Source organism: Promicromonospora sp. NPDC019610 (genome assembly GCF_044389365.1).
Lineage (GTDB): Bacteria > Actinomycetota > Actinomycetes > Actinomycetales > Cellulomonadaceae > Promicromonospora.
Map to the genome: position 1 here is coordinate 1,579,131 of NZ_JBIRXX010000002.1, position 19,223 is coordinate 1,598,353.

15 protein-coding genes and 3 tRNA genes are annotated in these 19,223 nt (G+C 72.3%); 3 read left to right on the plus strand and 15 right to left on the minus strand.

The window, feature by feature from the left end:
• Positions 1 to 28: 28 nt before the first annotated feature.
• Positions 29 to 1,432: an FAD-dependent oxidoreductase gene (locus tag ACH45N_RS18705; protein ID WP_397396541.1), complete on the minus strand. Its 1,404-nt coding sequence runs from the start codon at positions 1,430 to 1,432 to the stop codon at positions 29 to 31.
• A 139-nt stretch (positions 1,433 to 1,571) separates the two neighbouring features.
• On the opposite strand from ACH45N_RS18705, the gene ACH45N_RS18710 reads away from it, so the two are divergent.
• The gene (locus ACH45N_RS18710; protein ID WP_397396543.1) at positions 1,572 to 3,071 is read left to right on the plus strand and encodes an SDR family NAD(P)-dependent oxidoreductase; all 1,500 of its coding nucleotides are present in this window, start codon (positions 1,572 to 1,574) and stop codon (positions 3,069 to 3,071) included.
• Between the two features lie 220 nt (positions 3,072 to 3,291).
• Here the strand turns inward: ACH45N_RS18710 and ACH45N_RS18715 are convergent, their stop codons facing one another.
• The 9 genes from ACH45N_RS18715 to ACH45N_RS18755 all read right to left on the minus strand — a co-directional run bounded on the left by ACH45N_RS18715 (position 3,292) and on the right by ACH45N_RS18755 (position 11,314).
• Positions 3,292 to 3,597 (minus strand): DUF4143 domain-containing protein, encoded by a 306-nt coding sequence (locus tag ACH45N_RS18715; RefSeq protein WP_397396545.1) that lies wholly within the window; start codon positions 3,595 to 3,597, stop codon positions 3,292 to 3,294.
• Positions 3,598 to 3,814: 217 nt separating this feature from the next.
• Positions 3,815 to 4,729, minus strand: coding sequence for a pyridoxal 5'-phosphate synthase lyase subunit PdxS (gene pdxS, locus ACH45N_RS18720; protein ID WP_397396547.1), 915 nt, complete (start codon positions 4,727 to 4,729; stop codon positions 3,815 to 3,817).
• Between the two features lie 138 nt (positions 4,730 to 4,867).
• Entirely contained in the window at positions 4,868 to 5,455 is a 588-nt protein-coding gene (locus ACH45N_RS18725; RefSeq protein ID WP_397396549.1) for a hypothetical protein, read from the minus strand.
• Positions 5,452 to 6,648, minus strand: coding sequence for a glycosyltransferase family 4 protein (locus ACH45N_RS18730; RefSeq protein ID WP_397397518.1), 1,197 nt, complete (start codon positions 6,646 to 6,648; stop codon positions 5,452 to 5,454). The genes ACH45N_RS18725 and ACH45N_RS18730 overlap by 4 nt, the downstream gene beginning before the upstream one ends.
• A 29-nt stretch (positions 6,649 to 6,677) precedes the next feature.
• Positions 6,678 to 7,706 (minus strand): phosphatidylinositol mannoside acyltransferase, encoded by a 1,029-nt coding sequence (locus tag ACH45N_RS18735; protein ID WP_397396551.1) that lies wholly within the window; start codon positions 7,704 to 7,706, stop codon positions 6,678 to 6,680.
• Positions 7,706 to 8,362: a phosphatidylinositol phosphate synthase gene (gene pgsA, locus ACH45N_RS18740; protein WP_397396553.1), complete on the minus strand. Its 657-nt coding sequence runs from the start codon at positions 8,360 to 8,362 to the stop codon at positions 7,706 to 7,708. Before pgsA ends, ACH45N_RS18735 begins: the two co-directional genes overlap by 1 nt.
• Positions 8,362 to 8,934: an HIT family protein gene (locus ACH45N_RS18745; RefSeq protein WP_397396555.1), complete on the minus strand. Its 573-nt coding sequence runs from the start codon at positions 8,932 to 8,934 to the stop codon at positions 8,362 to 8,364. The genes pgsA and ACH45N_RS18745 overlap by 1 nt, the downstream gene beginning before the upstream one ends.
• Positions 8,935 to 8,956: 22 nt before the next feature.
• Positions 8,957 to 10,999 (minus strand): threonine--tRNA ligase, encoded by a 2,043-nt coding sequence (gene thrS / locus ACH45N_RS18750; protein ID WP_397396557.1) that lies wholly within the window; start codon positions 10,997 to 10,999, stop codon positions 8,957 to 8,959.
• A 129-nt stretch (positions 11,000 to 11,128) separates the two neighbouring features.
• Positions 11,129 to 11,314 (minus strand): hypothetical protein, encoded by a 186-nt coding sequence (locus ACH45N_RS18755; RefSeq protein ID WP_397396559.1) that lies wholly within the window; start codon positions 11,312 to 11,314, stop codon positions 11,129 to 11,131.
• A gap of 178 nt (positions 11,315 to 11,492) precedes the next feature.
• Between ACH45N_RS18755 and ACH45N_RS18760 the strand changes: the two genes are divergently transcribed.
• Positions 11,493 to 13,274 carry a cation:proton antiporter gene (locus ACH45N_RS18760; RefSeq protein ID WP_397396561.1) on the plus strand — a complete coding sequence of 594 codons (1,782 nt, stop codon included), beginning with the start codon at positions 11,493 to 11,495 and terminating at the stop codon, positions 13,272 to 13,274.
• Between the two features lie 9 nt (positions 13,275 to 13,283).
• Positions 13,284 to 13,988 (plus strand): tyrosine-protein phosphatase, encoded by a 705-nt coding sequence (locus ACH45N_RS18765; RefSeq protein WP_397396563.1) that lies wholly within the window; start codon positions 13,284 to 13,286, stop codon positions 13,986 to 13,988.
• 19 nt (positions 13,989 to 14,007) lie between these two features.
• On the opposite strand, the gene ACH45N_RS18770 is transcribed toward ACH45N_RS18765, so the two are convergent.
• The 5 genes from ACH45N_RS18770 to ACH45N_RS18790 all read right to left on the minus strand — a co-directional run bounded on the left by ACH45N_RS18770 (position 14,008) and on the right by ACH45N_RS18790 (position 19,170).
• Complete coding sequence (locus ACH45N_RS18770) at positions 14,008 to 17,529, minus strand: glycosyl hydrolase family 95 catalytic domain-containing protein (RefSeq protein WP_397396565.1); 3,522 nt, start codon at positions 17,527 to 17,529, stop codon at positions 14,008 to 14,010.
• Positions 17,530 to 17,850: 321 nt separating this feature from the next.
• Positions 17,851 to 17,925 (minus strand) — tRNA-Val (locus tag ACH45N_RS18775).
• 1 nt (position 17,926) lies between these two features.
• Positions 17,927 to 17,997, minus strand: a tRNA-Cys gene (locus tag ACH45N_RS18780).
• 25 nt (positions 17,998 to 18,022) lie between these two features.
• A tRNA-Gly gene (locus ACH45N_RS18785) sits at positions 18,023 to 18,094 on the minus strand.
• A gap of 197 nt (positions 18,095 to 18,291) precedes the next feature.
• Complete coding sequence (locus ACH45N_RS18790) at positions 18,292 to 19,170, minus strand: S1 family peptidase (protein ID WP_397396567.1); 879 nt, start codon at positions 19,168 to 19,170, stop codon at positions 18,292 to 18,294.
• Positions 19,171 to 19,223: the final 53 nt, after the last annotated feature.

Below are 19,223 nucleotides of genomic sequence, written 5' to 3' on the forward strand. Positions count from 1 at the left end.
CGGACCGCCGACCTGCCCGGACGTCCGGTCAGGCGGCGACACGCGGCAGCAGCGTCTCGGTGAACTGCCAGATCAGGGACGAGTCGTGGGTGTGGAAGGCCGCCCCCGAGTAGTAGGTGCGGTTGCGGCCCTGGAGCGTGGCGAGCCGGCGGTAGAAGCCCGCGCGGACGGCGGCGGCCGGCACCGTCAGCTCGAACGGGGTGTGACTGGCGAAGGTGGCGAAGTCGGGGCGCGTGGTCGGTACGGTGCCGGCCTCGCCCAGGCGGAGGACGCTCGCCCGGATCTCGTCCTGCACCGCGCGGTCCGACAGCGCGACGGGGCTGCCGAACTTGACGTTGTGCAGGCCAGGGAGGCCGGTCGGGGAGATGACGTAGACGCCCGGGAGCTGGGGCGTGTTGTAGGGGGTGTCCAGGCCGACGTTGCGCACCGACAGGTTGTCGGGGAGCCCGGAGTCGCGCAGCACGCCGGTGTAGTAGGCGCTGTTGCGGAACTGGCCGAAGAGGTCGCGCTCCAGGCCGTCGAGGTCGAACCCGTCCAGGTTGCCGAGCAGGGGCGGGATCGTCACCAGGACCTTCCGTGCGCGGATCGTCCGCCGTCCGGCGGGCGTGTCGACGCGGACGGCGGCGTGCCGCGCCCCGTCCCGCTCGGTGGACACGACCCGGCTGTTCAGCAGTACGTCGTCGCCCAGCTCGGTACGCGCCTTCGTGTAGAGCTCGCTGTTGTTCCGGCGCGAGGTGCTGAGGAAGCCGGTCTGGAGGTTGCGCAGGATGTCCGAGCCGAAGTTCTTCATCACGTACAGGGTCGGCTGGCGCAGCAGGTCACCGAGCCCCTGGCCGAACTGGACGACCGTCGGCACCACCTCGTCGAGGCCGTACCGGCGCACGAACTCGCCGAACGGCAGGAGCAGGTCCGCCGGCACCGGGTCGGGCAGCTCGAAGCCGTACTCCAGGTAGGGGAACCTGGCGAGCTGCTCGCCGTACAGGGCCAGTGCCGCGGCGGGGTTCGGCGGCGAGTAGCCCGGGACCTCGCGGCCCGTGCGGTAGTCGGCGTAGATGGTCTGCCCGGCGCTGAACGACGCCTTCTGCAGCGGGATGTCGAAGCGCTCGAACCACTGCCGCACCAGGGGCTGGTCGTGCCAGACGACGACGCCGATGTCGACGGTGGCGCCCGTGGCGGGGTCGGTGTACGTCTGCGTGTGGCCGCCGAGCCGCCCGTTGCGTTCGACCACGACGACGCTCTGCCCCAGCTCCTTCAGCCGGATCGCCGCGTACGTCCCGGCCGCGCCGCCACCGATCACGACGACGTCGCGCACGATGTCGCCTCCGCCGCCCGCTTCCGCGCCCGCTGCGGTGCTCGTCGCCGCGGACCCGAGCGCCAGCGCCCCGGCGCCCGTCCCGATCAGTCTCAGCATCTCTTTGCGGCTCAGGTTCATGGCGAGTTCCTCTCGAAGGGCGGCGCAGTGTCGCGGCAGGTGGAGCTTCGTCACATCGGGGTGCCGATTTGTCGCAAACGTCCCGTGCACCCTAGCAACGGGTGGTCGTGCGGCACAGGGCGCCAGATATCCTTCGGCGGTGCCAACGAAAGCGGGGATCGACCCGGACGAGCTCGCGACCACCCTCCGGGTGCTGGGCCAGCTCCATGACCTCGAGCCCGACCATCCCGACGTCCAGACGGTCAAACGGGCGACCGGCTACATGTGGAAGCTGCTCAAGAAGTCCCGCAAGGCCGCGGTCCGCGAGGAGATCCAGGCGCACGACCGGAGCATCATCGAGAAGACGGCGACCGGTTCGGCGGCGCGGATCGACGACGAGACCGCGGGCATCCCGCTGGTCTCCTCCGCGCCGGGGGCGTTCGCCGGGGAGCTGCGCACCGCCCGCGGCTGCTACATCTGCAAGACGGACTACACCCTGGTCGACTCGTTCTACCACTGGCTGTGCCCGGACTGTGCCGCGAAGAGCCACGCGCGGCGCGACCAGCGCACCGACCTGACCGGCCGCCGCGCGCTGCTCACCGGCGGCCGGGCGAAGATCGGCATGTACATCGCGCTGCGCCTGCTGCGCGACGGCGCCCACCTCACGATCACCACCCGTTTCCCGAAGGACGCGGTGCGGCGCTTCTCGGCGATGCCCGACGCCGCCGACTGGCTGCACCGGCTCAAGATCGTCGGGATCGACCTCCGCGACCCCACCCAGGTGATCGCGCTGGCCGACGACGTCGCCGCGGCGGGCCCGCTCGACATCCTGATCAACAACGCGTGCCAGACGGTCCGCCGCTCCCCCGGGGCCTACTCGCAGCTCGTCACGGGCGAGTCGGCGCCGGTCGCGCCGCTCCCCCTCGGCCTCCGGCCGCCGGAGATGGTCACGTTCGACCACGTCTCAGAGGCGCACCCCGCGGCGATCGCGGGCGCGCTCGCCGCCCTGTCGGTCGCCCACCACGAGGGGCAGTCGCAGGACGACGCCGTCGCGACGCACACCGCCGCGTCCCTGACGGCGCTGGCCCTGAGGGCCGGCTCGGCCTCCCTGGACGCCCACCTGGCCGGCACGGCGGTCGACGCCGGCGGGCTCCTGCCCGACGTGCAGAAGAACAACTCGTGGACCCAGGTCGTGGACGAGGTCGACCCGCTGGAGCTCCTGGAGGTCCAGCTCTGCAACGCGATCGCGCCGTTCCTGCTCATCTCCCGGCTGCGGCCGGCGATGCGGGCCGCGACGGCCACGGCCCGGCGCGGGTACGTCGTCAACGTGTCGGCGATGGAGGGGCAGTTCTCCCGGCGGTACAAGGGCGCGGGGCATCCGCACACCAACATGGCCAAGGCCGCCCTCAACATGCTGACCCGGACCTCGGCCGGCGAGATGCTGGAGAAGGACCGCATCCTGATGACCGCGGTGGACACCGGGTGGATCACGGACGAGCGCCCGCACCAGGAGAAGCTGCGGATCGCTGCCGAGGGCTGGCACGCGCCCCTCGACCTGGTCGACGGCGCCGCCCGCGTCTACGACCCGATCGTCCAGGGCGAGGCCGGGACCGACCTGTACGGCTGCTTCCTCAAGGACTACGAGCCGTCGCCCTGGTAGGAGCAGGCTCCTGACCTTGATTCAGCAGGCGCCAGGCGGCCACAGGTTGCTCGATCACTGCTCTGCCAAGGCTGCTGAACGCGAGTCAGCCGACGGACCGACCCAAGCAGAAGGGCCCCGCGGACGCACCGCTTCCTTCGACAGAGCCGCCGCGCTCGGACAACAGGCTCAGGCAGACGCCGTCTCCCAGATCGCGCTGATGGGAACCGCCAGGTACTTGTCACCGAACGGCAGCGTGTGCGGTCCCGCGTGGAGGACGTAGCCTGCAACAAGGTCGGCACCCACCCCGTTCATGGAGGTGCCGGATGCCGCGGAAATCCTTGGTCGACGGCGTCGCCGACGACTTCACCTCGATCGCGATCACTTCGCCCCGGCGATTCTCCAGGACGATGTCGACCTCAACCTGGTCCCGCGTCCTGTAATGGAAGAGCTCAGCCCGAGTCCGGGACACAGGTCGTCGTCTTGCCGCTGCTCGCCTGGTCGTTTTGCCGCAAGGATCGTGGTCGTTCTGCCGGACACGTCTCATCAGACGTACACGTCAGGGTGCACAGGAGGGCAGCCCCGATTGCCCGGTGCCCCCTGACCTTGGTTCAGCAGGCACCAGACGGCTGTGATCGGCTGACTTATGGCTCTGCACCAGCCTGCTGAACGCGAGTCAGCCAACAGTCCCGGAGCCCTGCTGACCCGAAGCAGAAGGGCCCCGCGGACATCAGGTCCGCGGGGCCCTTCGACGACGGTTCAGCTCACCAGCCGCGCTCGGCCAGCCGGTGCGGCTCCGGGATCTCGTCGACGTTGATGCCGACCATGGCCTCGCCCAGACCGCGGGAGACCTTGGCGATCACGTCGGCGTCGTCGAAGAACGTGGTCGCCTTGACGATCGCCTCGGCGCGCTGCGTCGGGTTGCCCGACTTGAAGATGCCCGAGCCGACGAAGACGCCCTCGGCGCCGAGCTGCATCATCATCGCGGCGTCCGCCGGGGTGGCGATGCCGCCCGCGGTGAACAGCACGACCGGCAGCTTGCCGGTGGTCGCGATCTCCTTGACCAGCTCGTACGGCGCCTGCAGCTCCTTGGCGGCCACGTACAGCTCGTCCTCGGGCAGCGACGTGAGGTGGCGGATCTGCTGACGGATCTGCCGCATGTGCGTGGTCGCGTTCGAGACGTCGCCGGTGCCGGCCTCGCCCTTCGAACGGATCATCGCGGCGCCCTCGGTGATGCGGCGCAGCGCCTCGCCCAGGTTGGTCGCACCGCACACGAAGGGAACGGTGAAGTTCCACTTCTCGATGTGGTTCGTGTAGTCCGCCGGGGTCAGCACCTCGGACTCGTCGATGTAGTCGACGCCGAGCGACTGCAGCACCTGCGCCTCGACGAAGTGCCCGATGCGCGCCTTCGCCATCACGGGGATCGAGACGGCCTCGATGATGCCGTCGATCATGTCGGGGTCGCTCATGCGCGACACGCCGCCCTGCGCACGGATGTCCGCGGGCACCCGCTCGAGCGCCATGACGGCCACCGCGCCCGCGTCCTCGGCGATCTTCGCCTGGTCGGGCGTGACGACGTCCATGATGACGCCGCCCTTGAGCATCTCGGCCATGCCGCGCTTGACGCGCGCGGTGCCGACCGTGCCCACGGTGTTCTCGCCGGTCACGGATTCAGTCACGGTTACCTCGCATAGTTCTCGCCGGTGGGATCGACGACGGTCGTTCCGGGCGCGGTCGGCGCCCTGGCTCGATCTTATCGCCCGGTCTGCGGCGTCCCCGCCGCCGCCCGCAGAACGGTCACCTGCTGGACAAAGCGGTCACCCGGCGGCCGGCTCCAGCCCGGGCGGCAGGGCGTCGTCGAGCTCGACGGTGCGCGGCATCGGCGCGCGGCCCGCCAGGTGGAACAGGCGCACGTACCAGAGCCTGCGCACCCGCCGGGCCTGCGCCACGGCCTCGTTGTGGAAGCGCCGGGCCAGCGTCACCCGGTACCAGGCGGACGCCAGGCCGGCCACGACCTCGCCGGCCGGGCCGGCCCGCAGCTCCCGCACCGCCTCGGGCGAGCCGAACGCCTCCCGGAGCGTCGCCGTGAGCCCCGACTCGGCCCGTTCGCGCGCCGAGTCCAGCCCGTCCATCTTCAGCGCGGCGGCGGGCGAGGTGACCGGTCCGGCGTCGGACGCCGTGTACGCGGCGTCGGCCACCAGCACCGAGCTGGCCGGGTCGAGGGCGCCCGACGCCGCCAGCTCCACCGCCGCCGAGGCCCGCCGCACGAGCTGCGCGTCCAGGGCGATGCGCGACGCCGCGACCTTGCGGTGCAGCCGGTCGAGCCGGGAGGCGCCCTGCCAGGCGAAGATCAGGCCGACGACGACGGCCGCCAGGGCGATCAGCGCGATCTCCGACCAGGTCACGCGTCACCCCCGACCCGGCGCGGGAACAGCCCCATGATGCGGCCCACGGCGTCGCCGGCGATGGCGTGGTCGGCGTCGAGCGTCATCTCGTAGACGGCCAGGACCTGCTCGGTCACGCCGGACCAGTCGAACCGCTGGACCCACTGCGCCGCGTGGGCGCGGTACGCGTCGCGCCGCGCCGGGTCGGCGATCAGGTCCAGCACGGTCGCGGCCAGGTCGGCGGGGTCGCCGGTGCGGAACAGCGCGCCCGCGGCGCCGTCGTCCAGGACGCGCTGGAAGGCGCCCAGGTCGCTGGCCACCACGACCGAGCCGGCGCTCATCGCCTCCACCAGCACGATGCCGAAGCTCTCGCCACCGGTCTGCGGGGCCACGTACAGGTCGGCGGACGCCAGCAGCGCCGCCTTCTCGGCGTCGGACACCGCGCCGAGGAACTCGACGGACGACGCCCGCTCCCCCAGCGCCTCCCGCGTCTCGGCGACGATCCCGTTGCCACGCCCGGCCACGAGGAACCGCGCGCCGGGCACCCGGTCCAGGATCGCGGGGACCGCCTGCACCAGCACGCTCAGCCCCTTACGCGGCTCGTCCAGCCGGCCGAGGAAGGCGATGGTCGGCGCGTCGGGTGTGCCCGTCCACTCCGGCCGCCGGCCGCTGCTCGCGAACACCTGCGTGTACACCCCGTTCGGGATGACGACGGCGTCGCCGCCCAGGTGGTCCACGAGGGTGCGGCGCGCGTCCTCGGACACGGCGATCCGGGCCGCGATCTTCTCCAGCGACTGCCGCACCAGCGGGTAGGCGACCTGCAGCGCCCGCGAGCGCACCTGGGAGGTGTGGAAGGTGGCGACCACCGGCTCGGTGGCCTGCCACAGGGCGAGCATCGACAGGGACGGGACCATCGGCTCGTGCAGGTGGACGATGTCGAACGGGCTGCCGCCGATGCCGCCCTCCAGCCAGCGGCGCACCCGCGTCGCGGTCAGGGGCCCGAAGGTCAGGCGCGCGACCGACCCGTTGTACGGCACGGGGACGGCGCGGCCGGCGGCCGTGACGACGTCGGGCAGCTCGGTGTCGTCGCTGGAGGGGGCCAGCACCGAGACCTGGTGGCCCGCGGCCTGCAGCGCCTCGGCGAGGTCGCGCACGTGGAACTGGACGCCGCCGGGGGCGTCGAACGAGTAGGGGCAGACGATGCCGACCCGCAGGGCGCGGTGGCCGCGCCGCCGCGCGCCTCTCATCCGTTGTCCCGCGCGGGGGCCGGGTCGGGCACGGACTCGTCCGGCGCGGGGGTCAGGTCGGGCGGGGGCACGGACCGCTGTGCCGCCCGCCCTGCCGCCCGCTGCCGCGCCGGGCCCAGGTCGGCGACGAACACGCGCTGGAGCATGTGCCAGTCGTGGGTGTGCTCCACGATCGTCCCGGTGAGCTGGTCGACCCAGCCCTGCGTGAGGATCCGCGCCTGCTCGGCACGCGGCAGCCCGACGTCGGGCACGGGCAGGGGCGGGTAGAAGTGGATGACGATGCCCCACGGCGTGCCGGCGGCCCGGCGGCGGTCGCCCCGCAGCCGCTCGTAGGTGATGCCGACGGCGTGCACGGGGACACCTGCCTCCAGGCCCAGGAGGGCCGGGCCGGCGGCCACGCGGGCGCGGTGCCCGGCGAGGTCGACCTCGATGCCGGTCGAGGTGAGGTCGCGGTCGCTGAGCAGCGGGATGAGCCGGCCGCCCTGCTTGGCGCCGCGCACCAGGGCGCCCAGCACGTCGCCGTTGCCGAGGGCCAGCACGTCGATGCCGAGGGAGCCGCGGAACCGCACGAACTCCTCGAACAGCTCGTCGGGCTTGAGCCGCTCGGCGACGGTGAGCACGCCCGCGAGGTTCTGGGAGGCGTAGGCGCCGGCCAGGTCCCAGTTGCCCAGGTGGCCGAGGGCGAGCGAGACCGCGCCGCCGTCGGCGATCACGGGCCGCACGTGCTCGTCGTAGCCCTCCAGGCGCACGCGCGCCCGGAGCTTCTCGGAGGTGACGCCCTGGAGGGTGAACGCCTCCCGGAAGTAGCGCATGTAGCTGCGCATGCCGACGCGGGACAGCCGGCGGACCGCGGCGGCGTCCAGGTCGGGCCGCACCCGCGCGTAGTTGCTCTCCATGCGCCGCACGCTCTTGCCGCGCCGCAGCCAGGTGACGTCGGCGACCGCGGTGAACACGGCCCGCAGCACGGGCTCGGGGATCTTCGTGGCGTTGCGCCACGCGAACGTGTAGGCCGCCGCGACGTCCATCAGGCGCCCTGCCCGGCCAGCGGTCCGTCGCGCTGCTCCAGTCCCTGTCGGGAAAGCTGCGCCCGCACGGTGGCGATGCGCTGGAAGACGGTCACCAGGCTCGCGAGCGCCAGCAGGGTGAGCACGACCTCCAGCACGACGACGGGCAGGCCCACCTGCAGGAAGGTGAACGGGACCAGCGCCAGCAGGAGCCGGTCGGCACGCTCGGCGATGCCGACCTGGGCGGTTGCCCCGACGCTCTCGGCGCGGGCGCGGGCGTAGGGGACGACGCTGCCGAGCACCAGGCAGGCCAGCGCGGCCGCCGTGCCCCACAGACCGTGGTGCTCGGCAGGGTGCAGCACGAACCAGAGGGTGATGCCGGCGAACACCGCGCCGTCGGACACGCGGTCGAGCGTGGAGTCGAGGAACGCGCCCCACGGGCCCGAGCGCCCGGCCTGGCGCGCCATGACCCCGTCGAGCGAGTCGAAGAGGACGAAGAAGCCGATCAGGAGCCCGCCCACGAGCGTGTGCCCCGTGGGGAACAGCGTCAGGGCCACCGCGGTGACCACGACGGTGCCGGCGATCGTCACCGCGTCCGGCGAGACCCGCAGGGCCAGCAGCAGGCGCGCCAACGGGGTGAACAGCGTGGTCATGAAGGAGCGCAGGCCCCGTAACATCAGTTCTCCTCTCCGCCCCCCGCGGTCTCCCAGGCCTCCGCGAGCCGACGACGGGTGTCCGCCAGCAGCTCGGGCAACGCCTTGGTCTGGCCCACGACGGGCAGGAAGTTGGCGTCGCCCAGCCAGCGCGGTACGACGTGCTGGTGCAGGTGCGCCGCGATGCCCGCACCGGCGACCTCGCCCTGGTTGATACCAAGATTGAAGCCTGCGGGCGCGTGGACGGCGCGCGACACGCGCATGGCCTGCTGAGTCATCCGGGCCAGCTCGACCGTCTCGGCCTCGGTGAGGTCCGTGTAGTCCGAGACGTGCCGGTACGGGAGCACCATCATGTGCCCCGAGTTGTACGGATACAGGTTCAGCACCACGTAGCACCGTTCCCCGCGGGCGACGACGAGGCCCTGCTCGTCGTCGCCCGCCGGGATGCGGCAGAACGGGCACTGCTGGGTGGTCCCGTCGGCCGGCTTGTCCTGCCCGCCGATGTAGACCATGCGGTGCGGCGTCCAGAGCCGCTGCAGGCCGTCGTCGGAGGGACCGAACGCCGTCGGCGACTCGGGAAGGGGCTCGCTGTTCATCCGAGGACGACCTTCGGGCCGGTCAGACCTGCACGCGGTCGTCGACCGCCTTCACGATCCGCTCGATCGCCTCGGCGACCGGCACCCCGTTCTCCTGGGTGCCGTCGCGGAAGCGGAACGACACGGCGCCCGCCTCGACGTCCTCCCCGCCCGCGATGAGCACGAACGGGACCTTCTCCTTGGACGCGTTCCGGATCTTCTTGCCGAACCGGTCGTCGGACAGGTCGAGCTCGGCGCGGATGCCCCGGGCGCGGAGCTGGGCGACGACGTCCTTGAGGTAGTCGTCGAACGCGTCGGCCACGGGCACGGCGAGCACCTGGACGGGCGCGAGCCAGGCCGGGAACTGGCCCGCGTAGTGCTCGATGAGCACGCCCATGAACCGCTCGATGGAGCCGAACTTGGCCGAGTGGATCATGACCGGCTGCTGGCGGGTGCCGTCCGCGGCGGTGTACTCCAGCCCGAAGCCCTTGGGCTGGTTGAAGTCGTACTGCACGGTGCCCATCTGCCAGGTGCGGCCGATGGCGTCCTTCGCCTGCACGGAGATCTTGGGGCCGTAGAACGCGGCGCCGCCCGGGTCGGCCACGAGCTCCAGGCCGGTCTCGCGGCCCACCCGCTCCAGGATCTCGGTGGCGGCGGCCCAGTCCTCGTCGGAGCCCACGAACTTGTCGGGCTTGGAGTCGTCGCGCGTGGACAGCTCCAGGTAGAAGTCGTCCAGGCCGAAGTCGCGCAGCACGCTGAGCATGAAGTCGAGCAGGTGCTTGACCTCGCCGGGCGCCTGCTCGGGCGTCACGTAGGAGTGCGAGTCGTCCTGGGTCAGGCCGCGCACGCGCGTCAGGCCCTGCACCACGCCGGACTTCTCGTACCGGTACACCGACCCGAACTCGAACAGGCGCAGCGGCAGCTCACGGTAGGAGCGCCCGCGCGAGGCGAAGATCAGGTTGTGCATGGGGCAGTTCATGGCCTTGAGCCGGTACTTGGACCCCTCGAGGTCCATCTCCGGGAACATCGTGTCCGCGTAGTACGGCAGGTGGCCCGAGGTGTGGAACAGCCCGTCCTTGGTGATGTGCGGGGTGCCGACGTAGGAGAAGCCCTCCTCGATGTGGCGCTGGCGGACGTAGTCCTCCATGACCCGCTTGATCACACCGCCCTTGGGGTGGAACAGCGGCAGGCCCGAGCCCACCTCGTCGGAGAAGCTGAACAGGTCCATCTCGGCGCCGATGCGGCGGTGGTCGCGGCGCTCGGCCTCGGCCAGGCGCTCCAGGTACGCCTTCAGCTCGTCCTTGGACGGCCACGCCGTGCCGTAGACACGCTGGAGCATCGGGTTCTTCTCGCTGCCGCGCCAGTAGGCGGCGGCGCTGCGCATGAGCTGCACGCCGTTGCCGATCAGGCGGGTGTTCGGCAGGTGCGGGCCGCGGCACAGGTCCTTCCAGACCACGGTCTCGCTCTCGCGGCCGGCGCCGCGCACGTTGTCGTAGATGGTCAGCTCGCCGCCACCCACCTCGACGGCCTCGCCGTTCTCGTTGGCAGTGCTGTCGCCGTCGGCCGCGCCGCCCTTGAGCCCGATCAGCTCCAGCTTGTACGGCTCGTTCGCCAGCTCCGCGCGCGCCTCGTCCTCGGTGACGACGCGGCGGCGGAAGGTCTGGCCCTCCTTGATGATGCGGGCCATCGTCTTGTCGAGGGCCTTGAGGTCCTCGGGCGTGAACGGCGTCTCGACGTCGAAGTCGTAGTAGAAGCCGTCGGTGACGGGCGGGCCGATGCCCAGCTTCGCGTCCGGGTTGACCTGCTGCACGGCCTGCGCCAGCACGTGCGCGGCGCTGTGCCGCAGCACGGCGAGGCCGTCGGGCTCGCCGATGGTCACCGGCTCGACCTTGTGGCCGGCCGGGATCTCGCGGTCGAGGTCCCACAGCTCGCCGTCCACGCGCACGACGACCACGTCGCGGCGGTCGCCGTACAGCTCGACGCCGGTGGTCGTGGCCGTGGTCGTCGTCGCCTCCGTGGAGTTCTGCGCCGGGGTCTCGCCGGCGGCGAGGTCGGTGGGGCTGGGCGGCGATGCGACGTCGGACACAGGAGTGCTCCTTGGGGAACGGAAGACGAAATGGATCGAGGGGCGCCGCCCGCACGGACGGTGCCCCTCGATCGTACCGATACAGTGCCGGTCCCGTGCCCGCGGGCTCACCGCGAGCGGGACGGCGGATCAGCTGTCGCGGAAGTCCTTGGCCTTCTCACCCAGCGAGTCGATCGCGCCGTCGGCCTTGTCGGGCGCGATCTCCTTGAGCTTGTCGGTGGCGGCGTCGACGTTCTCGTCGGTGAGCTGCTCCTTCGCCTTGGCGACGTTGTCCGGGTCGGTCACGAACTCCTTGGCCTTGTCAAAAAGCCCCATGGTTCGACTCCTCTTCGACACTGGCACACCAGGTGCGCCCCCTGCGCACGACGGGGTCCCGCCGGCACCCCGAACCTAGTCGCAGCGGGCCTCGCGCGCGCGGTAACACGGCCTCACCTGGTATCTCGCAGGGCCGAAAAAGTCGGCGTGGGACGCCGCCGTCTCGTAACGTCAGCCTGTGGAGTACCTGATCGTCGCAGTCGTCGCCGCCATCCTGATCATCGCCGTCACCTCGCTCGCGCCCAGGGCGGGCGTCGCGGCCCCGCTGGTCCTGGTGGTGCTGGGCGCGGGCGTCAGCCTGCTGCCGTGGGTGCCGGCGGTCGAGATTCCCCCCGAGGTGATCCTCGGCGGCGTGCTGCCCCCGCTGCTCTACTCGGCGGCGGTCGGGCTGCCGTCGATGGACTTCCGGCGGGACTTCACGGCCATCGGCGGCCTGTCCGTCACGCTCGTGGTGATCAGCTCCGTGCTGCTCGGCCTGCTCTTCCGCTGGCTGATCCCCGGTATCGACCTCGCCACGGCCATCGCGCTGGGCGCGATCGTGAGCCCGACCGACGCCGTGGCGACGTCGATCGTGAAACGGCTCGGGGCGTCCCCGCGCAGCGTCACCATGCTGGAGGGCGAGTCCCTGCTCAACGACGCGTCCGCCCTCGTGCTGCTGCGGTCCGCGATCGCGGCCACCGCGGCCTCGGTCAGCCTGTGGGGCGTCGTGGGCGACTTCGCCTACGCCGCCCTGGTGGCCGTGGCGATCGGCGTGCCCGTCGGCTGGCTCGGCCTGCGGGTACGCCGCCGGCTCGGCCACGCCGCCCTGAGCACCGCCATGTCGTTCGTGGTCCCGTTCGTCGCCTACATCCCGGCCGAGGAGCTCGGCGCGTCCGGCCTGGTGGCCGTCGTCGCGGCGGGCCTCGTGACCGGCAACGGCTCGCCGCGCTACCTGCGCCCGCAGGACCGGATCGCGGAACGCTCCAACTGGCACACCGTCGAGCTGCTGCTCGAGGGCGCCGTGTTCCTCATCATGGGCATCGAGCTGTTCGCGCTCATCGAGGACGTCGAGGCCGGCACCGGGTCCGTCTGGCAGGCCTTCGGGGTCGCCGCGATCGCCGCCGTCGCGATCCTCGTGGTGCGCGCCGCGTTCGTCACGCCGCTGATCGGCATCCAGGCACGCCGGGCGCGGCGCGGCGAGGCCGTGCGCGAGACCCTCACCGCGTTCCAGGACCGGATCGACCAGCGCGCGGCCGCGACCCCGCCCACCCCCACCGAACCGGACCAGGCCACGGGGCGGCGCAAGGGCCGCCGCTCGACCGCCGAGCGTCTGGAGCGGATCCAGGGCACGCTGCGGCGGAGGACCGCCGACATCGACTACGACCTCGCCCGGCCGCTCGGCTGGCGCGAGGGCACGCTGCTCGTCTGGGCGGGCATGCGCGGCGTGGTGACGCTCGCGGCTGCGCAGACGCTGCCCGGCGGGCCTGACGGCACCCCGCACCGGTCGTTCCTCATCCTGGTCGCCTTCGGCGTCGCGTTCGGCACGCTCCTGGTGCAGGGCAGCACCCTGCCCTGGCTGGCGCGGCGGCTCGGCCTGGTCGGGCAGGACACGGCGAGCGACCTGCCCGCCCTGCGGCGCGAGACGGAGCAGGCGGCACGCGACTTCCTGGCGGACCCTCAGCGCCCGGACGGCACGCCGTACGACGCCGGCGTGGTCGCCCGCGTGCGCAAGGACACCTACCGGGAGCACGAGTCGCAGGACGAGGACGCCGTGCTCACCAAGGACCGCTTCATCCAGTACCGGGAGCTGCGGCTCGCGACGATCGCGGCCCAGCGCGAGGAGCTGCTCGCCGCGCGCTCCGCCGGCACCTACGACTCGGCCCAGCTCGGCACCGCCCTGGACCTGCTGGACGCCGAGCAGATCGCCGTCGAGATGCGCAAGGGCAGGTTTTCACTGCGCGAGGAGGACCCGGAGCGCTAGCCTCCGGGCGTGACGGACTACACACCGCTCCACCTGGACTGGCCGGGCTGCCTGAACGTCCGTGACCTGGGCGGGCTTCCGCTCACGGGCGGCGGCACGATCCGCGAGCGCGCGCTGGTGCGCTCCGAGTGCCCCAGCTACCTGACCGACGTCGGCGTCACCGCCGCCACGGCCTACGGGCTGGCGCGGGTCATCGACCTGCGCCGGCCGGAGGAGCTCGAGCAGTGGCCGAGCCGGCTGGCCGGCCGGGCCACCCTGCACCTTCCCGTGCAGGGCCCCGGCGACCCCGAGGAGGGGCCGTGGGTGCACCTGTACCAGGGCATGCTGGACCGGCGTCCGGAGCTGTTCGCGCGCGCCGTCGCGGCGATCGCGGACGCACCCGAGGGGCCCGTGCTGGTCCACTGCGCCGCGGGCAAGGACCGCACGGGCCTGGTCGTCGCGCTCGCGCTCACGCTCGCCGGGGCGGACGTCGACGCCCTCGCCGCCGACTACGAGGTCACCAACGAGCGGCTCGCGTCCCGGTACGTCGAGCGGGAGGCCGAGCCTGGTTACGACCGGCCCGCCGAGCGCCGGGTCCCGCCCGCCCGGGACGTCATCCTCGGCGCGCTGGAGCACCTGACCACGGCGCACGGCGGCGTCGAGGCGTACCTGGCCCGGGGCGGGCTCACCCCGGGCCACGTGCGGGCGCTGCGCACCCGGCTGGTGCGGGCGTAGCTCCCCGGCCGGGCTCCCCCTAGCTCCCGGGGAAGGCCAGCTCCTGCCACCGGCCCGCCTCGTCCGCCGTCAGCGCCCGGCCGAAGATCGCCAGCCGGTCGGCGCCGCCGGACTGCCGCTCGCCGCCGTCCCGGTTCGCGCCGACGTGCAGGGTGCGCGACGTGCACGCGTTCGCCGCCTCGTAGCCGCCGATCGTGGCGGTGGCCGCCTGCGTGCCGTCGACGTACACCGTGATCAGGCCGGTGGTCGAGACGGTCACGACCAGCTCGAACCAGCGGTCCGTCGGGACCACGGCGTTCGTCGTCGTCCCCGTGCCCGCCGTGATGACGCGGACGTTGTTCGACGGCGTCGTGTCGATCATGATGCCGTCGGAGTCGCTGCTCGCCGACCGGTGGTCGAACAGGCGGCGATGGCCCGACTGACCGCTGTCGATCCTGAACTCGCCGGCGAAGGTCGACTCCTCGAGGTACCCGAGCGGGAAGGGGTCGACGCTCGTGACGTAGCCCGTCGTCGCAAGCTGCTGGGCGGCGGCGGTCGGCCCGTCGGCGAGCACGCCGAGCGTGCCCTCGACACGCCAGTCGCGGCCGTTGCCGGACGCGTCGCCGCCGGCGTCACCGCCGAGGTCCCAGGCGACGAGCGCGCCGTCCCGGTCGGGTACCGGGCACGGCGTCGGTGGGCGCACGCCCACCACCGCCGTGCGGCGGAGCGTGACGTCGCCCGCGGTCAGCGTCGCGGTGACCGGCGACTGCCCCGCGGCGCTGCCCGCGCCGACGGTGACGGTGACGGTCCGCTCGACGCTCTCGCCGGGCCGGATCGTGCCGAACGTCAGCTCCGCCGGCTCGGCCGACCACTGCGGGTAGCCGGGCGCCGTGTCGTCCGGGACGGTGACCCGCACGACCGCGTCCTCGACCGGCTCGGCACCGATCGCCTCGGCGCGCACGGTGACCGGGATCTCGTCGCCCGACGTCGCCGTCGCGGGCGCCGTGACCGACAGCGCCGCCGTGGCCTTCGCCACGTACCGCTTCCCGGCCTGCGCCTGGAAGACCACGACGCCGTCCTCGACCGTCGACGCGACGGGCCGCCCCCTGTGGTCGGTCAGCGTGAACAGGCCCGGCTGGAAGATCTGGTTCCCGATCCGCAGCTCGCCGTCGTTCGCGGGGCGGACCTCGATCCGCCGGACCGATCCCTCCGCCCACGTCGCGCCGACCTCGACGTCGCCCCGGGCCTTCAGCCCCGAGTACGAGCCGTCCGGCCAGGCCGTCGGCAGCGCGGGCAGCACGTCGATCCGTCCGGCCTGGCTCTGCAGCAGCATCTCCGCGACGCCGGACGTCGCGCCGAAGTTGCCGTCGATCTGGAACGGCGGGTGGTCGTCCCACAGGTTGTCGAGCGTCGAGCCCTTGAGCTGCTCGGAGAGCAGCTTGTGCGCGCGGTCGCCGTCGAGCAGGCGCGCCCAGAAGTTGATCTTCCACGCCTTCGACCACCCGGTCCCGCCGTCGCCGCGCCCCTCCAGCGTGGTGCGGGCGGCCTCTGCGAGCTCCGGCGTCGCGGCGGGTGAGACGGCCGTCCCGGGGAAGAGCGCGTAGAGGTGGGAGACGTGCCGGTGCTGGTTCGACGGGTTGTCGAGCGCCTGCTCGACCTTCCACTCCTTGAGCTGCCCCCACGACCCGATCGCGAGGCCCGGGTAGATGCCCCGCAGCTTCTCGTCGAGGTCGGCGAGGTAGGCGGCGTCGTCCTCGCCGGTGAGCTCGGCGGCGGCCGCGGCCGAGGTCAGGAGCTCGGTGACGATCTGCTGCGAGATCGACGCCCCGACCGTGAAGTCGCCCTGCTCGGGCGAGTAGCTCGGCGTGACCACGTAGGTGCCGTCCGTGTCGCGCACGAGGAAGTCGATCCAGAACTCCGAGACCGCCTTGAGCATCGGGTAGGCGCGCTCCCGCAGGAACTGCTCGTCCCCGGTGAAGAGGTAGTGCTGCCAGTAGTGCTGCGCCAGCCACGCCGCGGCGTCCGGCTGCCAGAACGACTGCGGGTACTGGTGGAACCCGGTGAACCCGTAGGGGTTCGTCTCGTTCCCCACGACCCAGCCGCGCGCCCCGTACATCTGGCTCGCCGTCACCGTTCCCGGGGCGACCATCGAGTCCACGTAGTCGAAGAACGGCTGCGTGGTCTCGGAGAGGTTGGTGGTCTCGGCCGGCCAGTAGTTCATCTGCAGGTTGATGTTCACGTGGTAGTCGGCGTCCCACGGCGGGTTGTTCACCCGGTTCCAGACGCCCTGCAGGTTGGCGGGCAGCGAGCCGCCGCGCGAGGACGAGACCAGCAGGTAGCGGCCGTACTGGAAGTACAGCTCCTCGAGCGCGCGGGCGCTCTCGGCGTCGATGGTCGACCGGTACTCCGCCAGCAGCTCGTCGGTGGGGATGTCGGGGAGCCGGGCGCCCAGGTCGAGCTCCACCCGGTCGAAGAGGCCGCGGTAGTCGCTCTGGTGACGCTTCAGGAGCGCCTTGAACCCGCGGCCGGACGCCGCGTCCACCGCCCGGGTGACCTGCCCGTGGGGGTCGACGCCGCTGCGGTAGCCGGCCGCGTGGTCCATCGCGAAGTCGGTGGCGGCGCCGAGCACGAGCGTGACGGAGGTCGCGCCCCGGACGCCGATGGTCCCGTCGCCGGCGGTCACCGACCCGCCGCTGTTCAGCACCTGCAGCTGCGACTCGAAGCGCAGCCCGTTGTTCGCCAGCCGCCCCGCCGTCGTGAGCCGCCCGCCCTCGGCCGTCTGTGTCACCGCCGTCCGCCCGGACGGGAGGTCGAGCCGCGCGTCGAACCCGATCCGGCCGCGCTGGTCCGCCGTCAGCCGCACGACGACGACGTCGTCGGCCGCGGAGGCGAAGTACTCGCGGGTGTAGCCGACGCCATCGGCGGTGAACGACGTGGTCACCACCGAGTCGCCGATGTCGAGCTGCCGGCGGTAGTCGCTCGCCTCCCCGATACCCGTCATGGTGAGGTCGAGGTCACCGAAGGTCTGGTACGAGCCGAAGTTGAGCTTCGGCTTGCCCAGCAGGTCCGCCATCGTCTCGGGGGCGACGCCGCCGGTCGGCGACTGCGCGATGAGCTGCCGGGCCTCGTCGATCGTCCCGGGCCCGCGGCCGTCGGTCCAGTTGCCGTGGTCGTAGCCGCCCTGCGCGCCGGGCCCCCCGGTCCAGAGGCTCTTCTCGTTGAGCTGGAGCTTCTCGTCGGTGACGCCCCCGTAGACGACGGCGCCCAGGGCACCGTTGCCGATCGGCAGCGCGCGCTGCTCCCAGTTGCGCTGGTGGTCGCCGGCGGTCGACAGCGGCTCGTCGAACCAGATCGTGTCGGGCGCCCCGTCGAGGCGCGGTCGGTCGTCCCGCACGGTCGTGTCCTCCGGTGCTGTCGTGTCCGCGGGGGCGGTCGTGTCCTCCGGTGCTGTCGTGTCCTCCGGTGCTGTCGTGGCCGCGGGGGCGGTCGTGTTCCTCGGGGCGGCCTCCGCTGCGGCCGCGGACATCGGGGCGGCGAGCAGCAGCGCCAGTGCGGCCGCCATGGCGGGTCGAGCGGGGCGGCGCATCAGCAGTGGGATCGAGCGGCAGGTCATCATCGGCCTCCGGAACATCGACGTCGTCGTCGTCCCCTGCGCCATCGTGGACGCCGGGCGGTGCTCGCGAGCATTCAAGCAACGTGCCCGAGCGGTGTCAACCAAACACCTGATGTTTCCTCACCGCGCTCGCCCGGGATGTCGAGCAGACGGGGCGATTCAGACACTGCCCGCGCCGAGAGATCCGATGTATGGCGCCAGTTCCCCGGCACTGGACGCGCGAAAGGCCCCCTGGTCTGCGTCTCCGCAGGCCAGGGGGCCTCGTCGTGCTGGTGGGCGATACTGGGATCGAACCAGTGACCTCTTCCGTGTCAGGGAAGCGCGCTACCGCTGCGCCAATCGCCCGAGGTGGGTACGGGATTCGAACCCGTGTGTACGGCTTTGCAGGCCGCTGCCTCGCCTCTCGGCCAACCCACCGTGCTCCCCACCAAAGCGGGTATCGAGCGGATGACGGGACTTGAACCCGCGACCCTCACCTTGGCAAGGTGATGCTCTACCACTGAGCTACATCCGCGCTATGACCATCCTGGACCCTTCGGTCCCGGCGTGGTGACGCTCCGGAAGAGTAGTTCACAAACGGCGTGCCGGTCCAATCGAAATCCCCGCGCCACCTGCGCGGGGTCCCGCGCCGCCGAACGGCGCACGGATGGCGCCCGTGCGGCGCCGCCGGAATGGTCCGGCGACGCCGCCCGAGCAGGTCAGGGGCACCCGTCAGTAGATGGACACCCCGTACGCGCTGAGTGCCTCGGTGACGGGCTGGAAGAACGTGGTGCCGCCCGTGGAGCAGTTGCCGCTGCCACCGGACGTGATGCCCAGTGCGGTGGACCCGCTGTACAGCGCGCCGCCGGAGTCGCCGGGCTCGGCGCAGACGGTGGTCTGGATCATGCCCCGCACGACACCCTCCGCGTACCGGACCGACACGTTCAGCGCGGTGACCGTGCCGGAGTGCACACCGGTCGTGGAACCGTCGCGCGTGACGCTCTGGCCCACGAAGGCGTTGCCCGCCGTGTAGCCGCCGGGGTGGCTCAGCGACGTGTTGTCGTACCGCACGATCGCGTAGTCGTTGCCGGGGAAGCTGGAGCCGACGGTGGCGCCCACCAGGGTGGTCTGCGCCGAGTTGGTGTACCAGGTGGGGACCGCGTTGCCGCAGTGCCCGGCGGTGATCAGGTAGTACTGGCTGCCGCTGCGGACGTTGAAGCCCACCGAGCAGCGGTACCCCGAGCCGTAGATGGCGTCCCCCGAGCCCAGCAGCGGTTTGAAGGTGCCGGGCGCGCGCTTGATGGTCAGGGCGTCCGCCTCGGAACCGGCCGCCTTGCGGAGCGTGCTCAGCTCGGCCGCGGTGACCGTCGAGTCCGCGGTGACCACGACCTTCCCGGTGGTCGCGTCCGTGTACCAGGCGACGCCGTCCACGTCCGCCGTCCCGACGGCGGCGTTCACCGTCGCGAGCTCGGCGGCCGTGGGCTTGTCGGGTGCGGCCGAGGCCGCCGGTCCGGCCAGGCCGGACACCGCGAGGCCGAGCCCGGCGGTGAGTGCGATCAGTCGGGCCCGCCGAGCGGGACCGGGGCGGAGAGCGGTGCGAATGAACGTCATTGCATCCTCCTGGGGTGATGGACCCGCTGGCGGCGGGCCCTGCTCGGCGAGGA

Coding starts and splice junctions, on each gene's coding strand:
- ACH45N_RS18705 (WP_397396541.1), bottom strand. CDS start 1,432: ATGAACCTGAGCCGCAAAGAGATGCTGAGACTGATCGGGACGGGCGCC.
- ACH45N_RS18715 (WP_397396545.1), bottom strand. CDS start 3,597: ATGAGACGTGTCCGGCAGAACGACCACGATCCTTGCGGCAAAACGACC.
- ACH45N_RS18735 (WP_397396551.1), bottom strand. CDS start 7,706: ATGGACGTCGCGGCGGCCTACACGTTCGCGTGGCGCAACGCCACGAAG.
- pgsA (WP_397396553.1), bottom strand. CDS start 8,362: ATGTTACGGGGCCTGCGCTCCTTCATGACCACGCTGTTCACCCCGTTG.
- ACH45N_RS18745 (WP_397396555.1), bottom strand. CDS start 8,934: ATGAACAGCGAGCCCCTTCCCGAGTCGCCGACGGCGTTCGGTCCCTCC.
- ACH45N_RS18755 (WP_397396559.1), bottom strand. CDS start 11,314: ATGGGGCTTTTTGACAAGGCCAAGGAGTTCGTGACCGACCCGGACAAC.
- ACH45N_RS18770 (WP_397396565.1), bottom strand. CDS start 17,529: ATGGCGGCCGCACTGGCGCTGCTGCTCGCCGCCCCGATGTCCGCGGCC.
- ACH45N_RS18790 (WP_397396567.1), bottom strand. CDS start 19,170: ATGACGTTCATTCGCACCGCTCTCCGCCCCGGTCCCGCTCGGCGGGCC.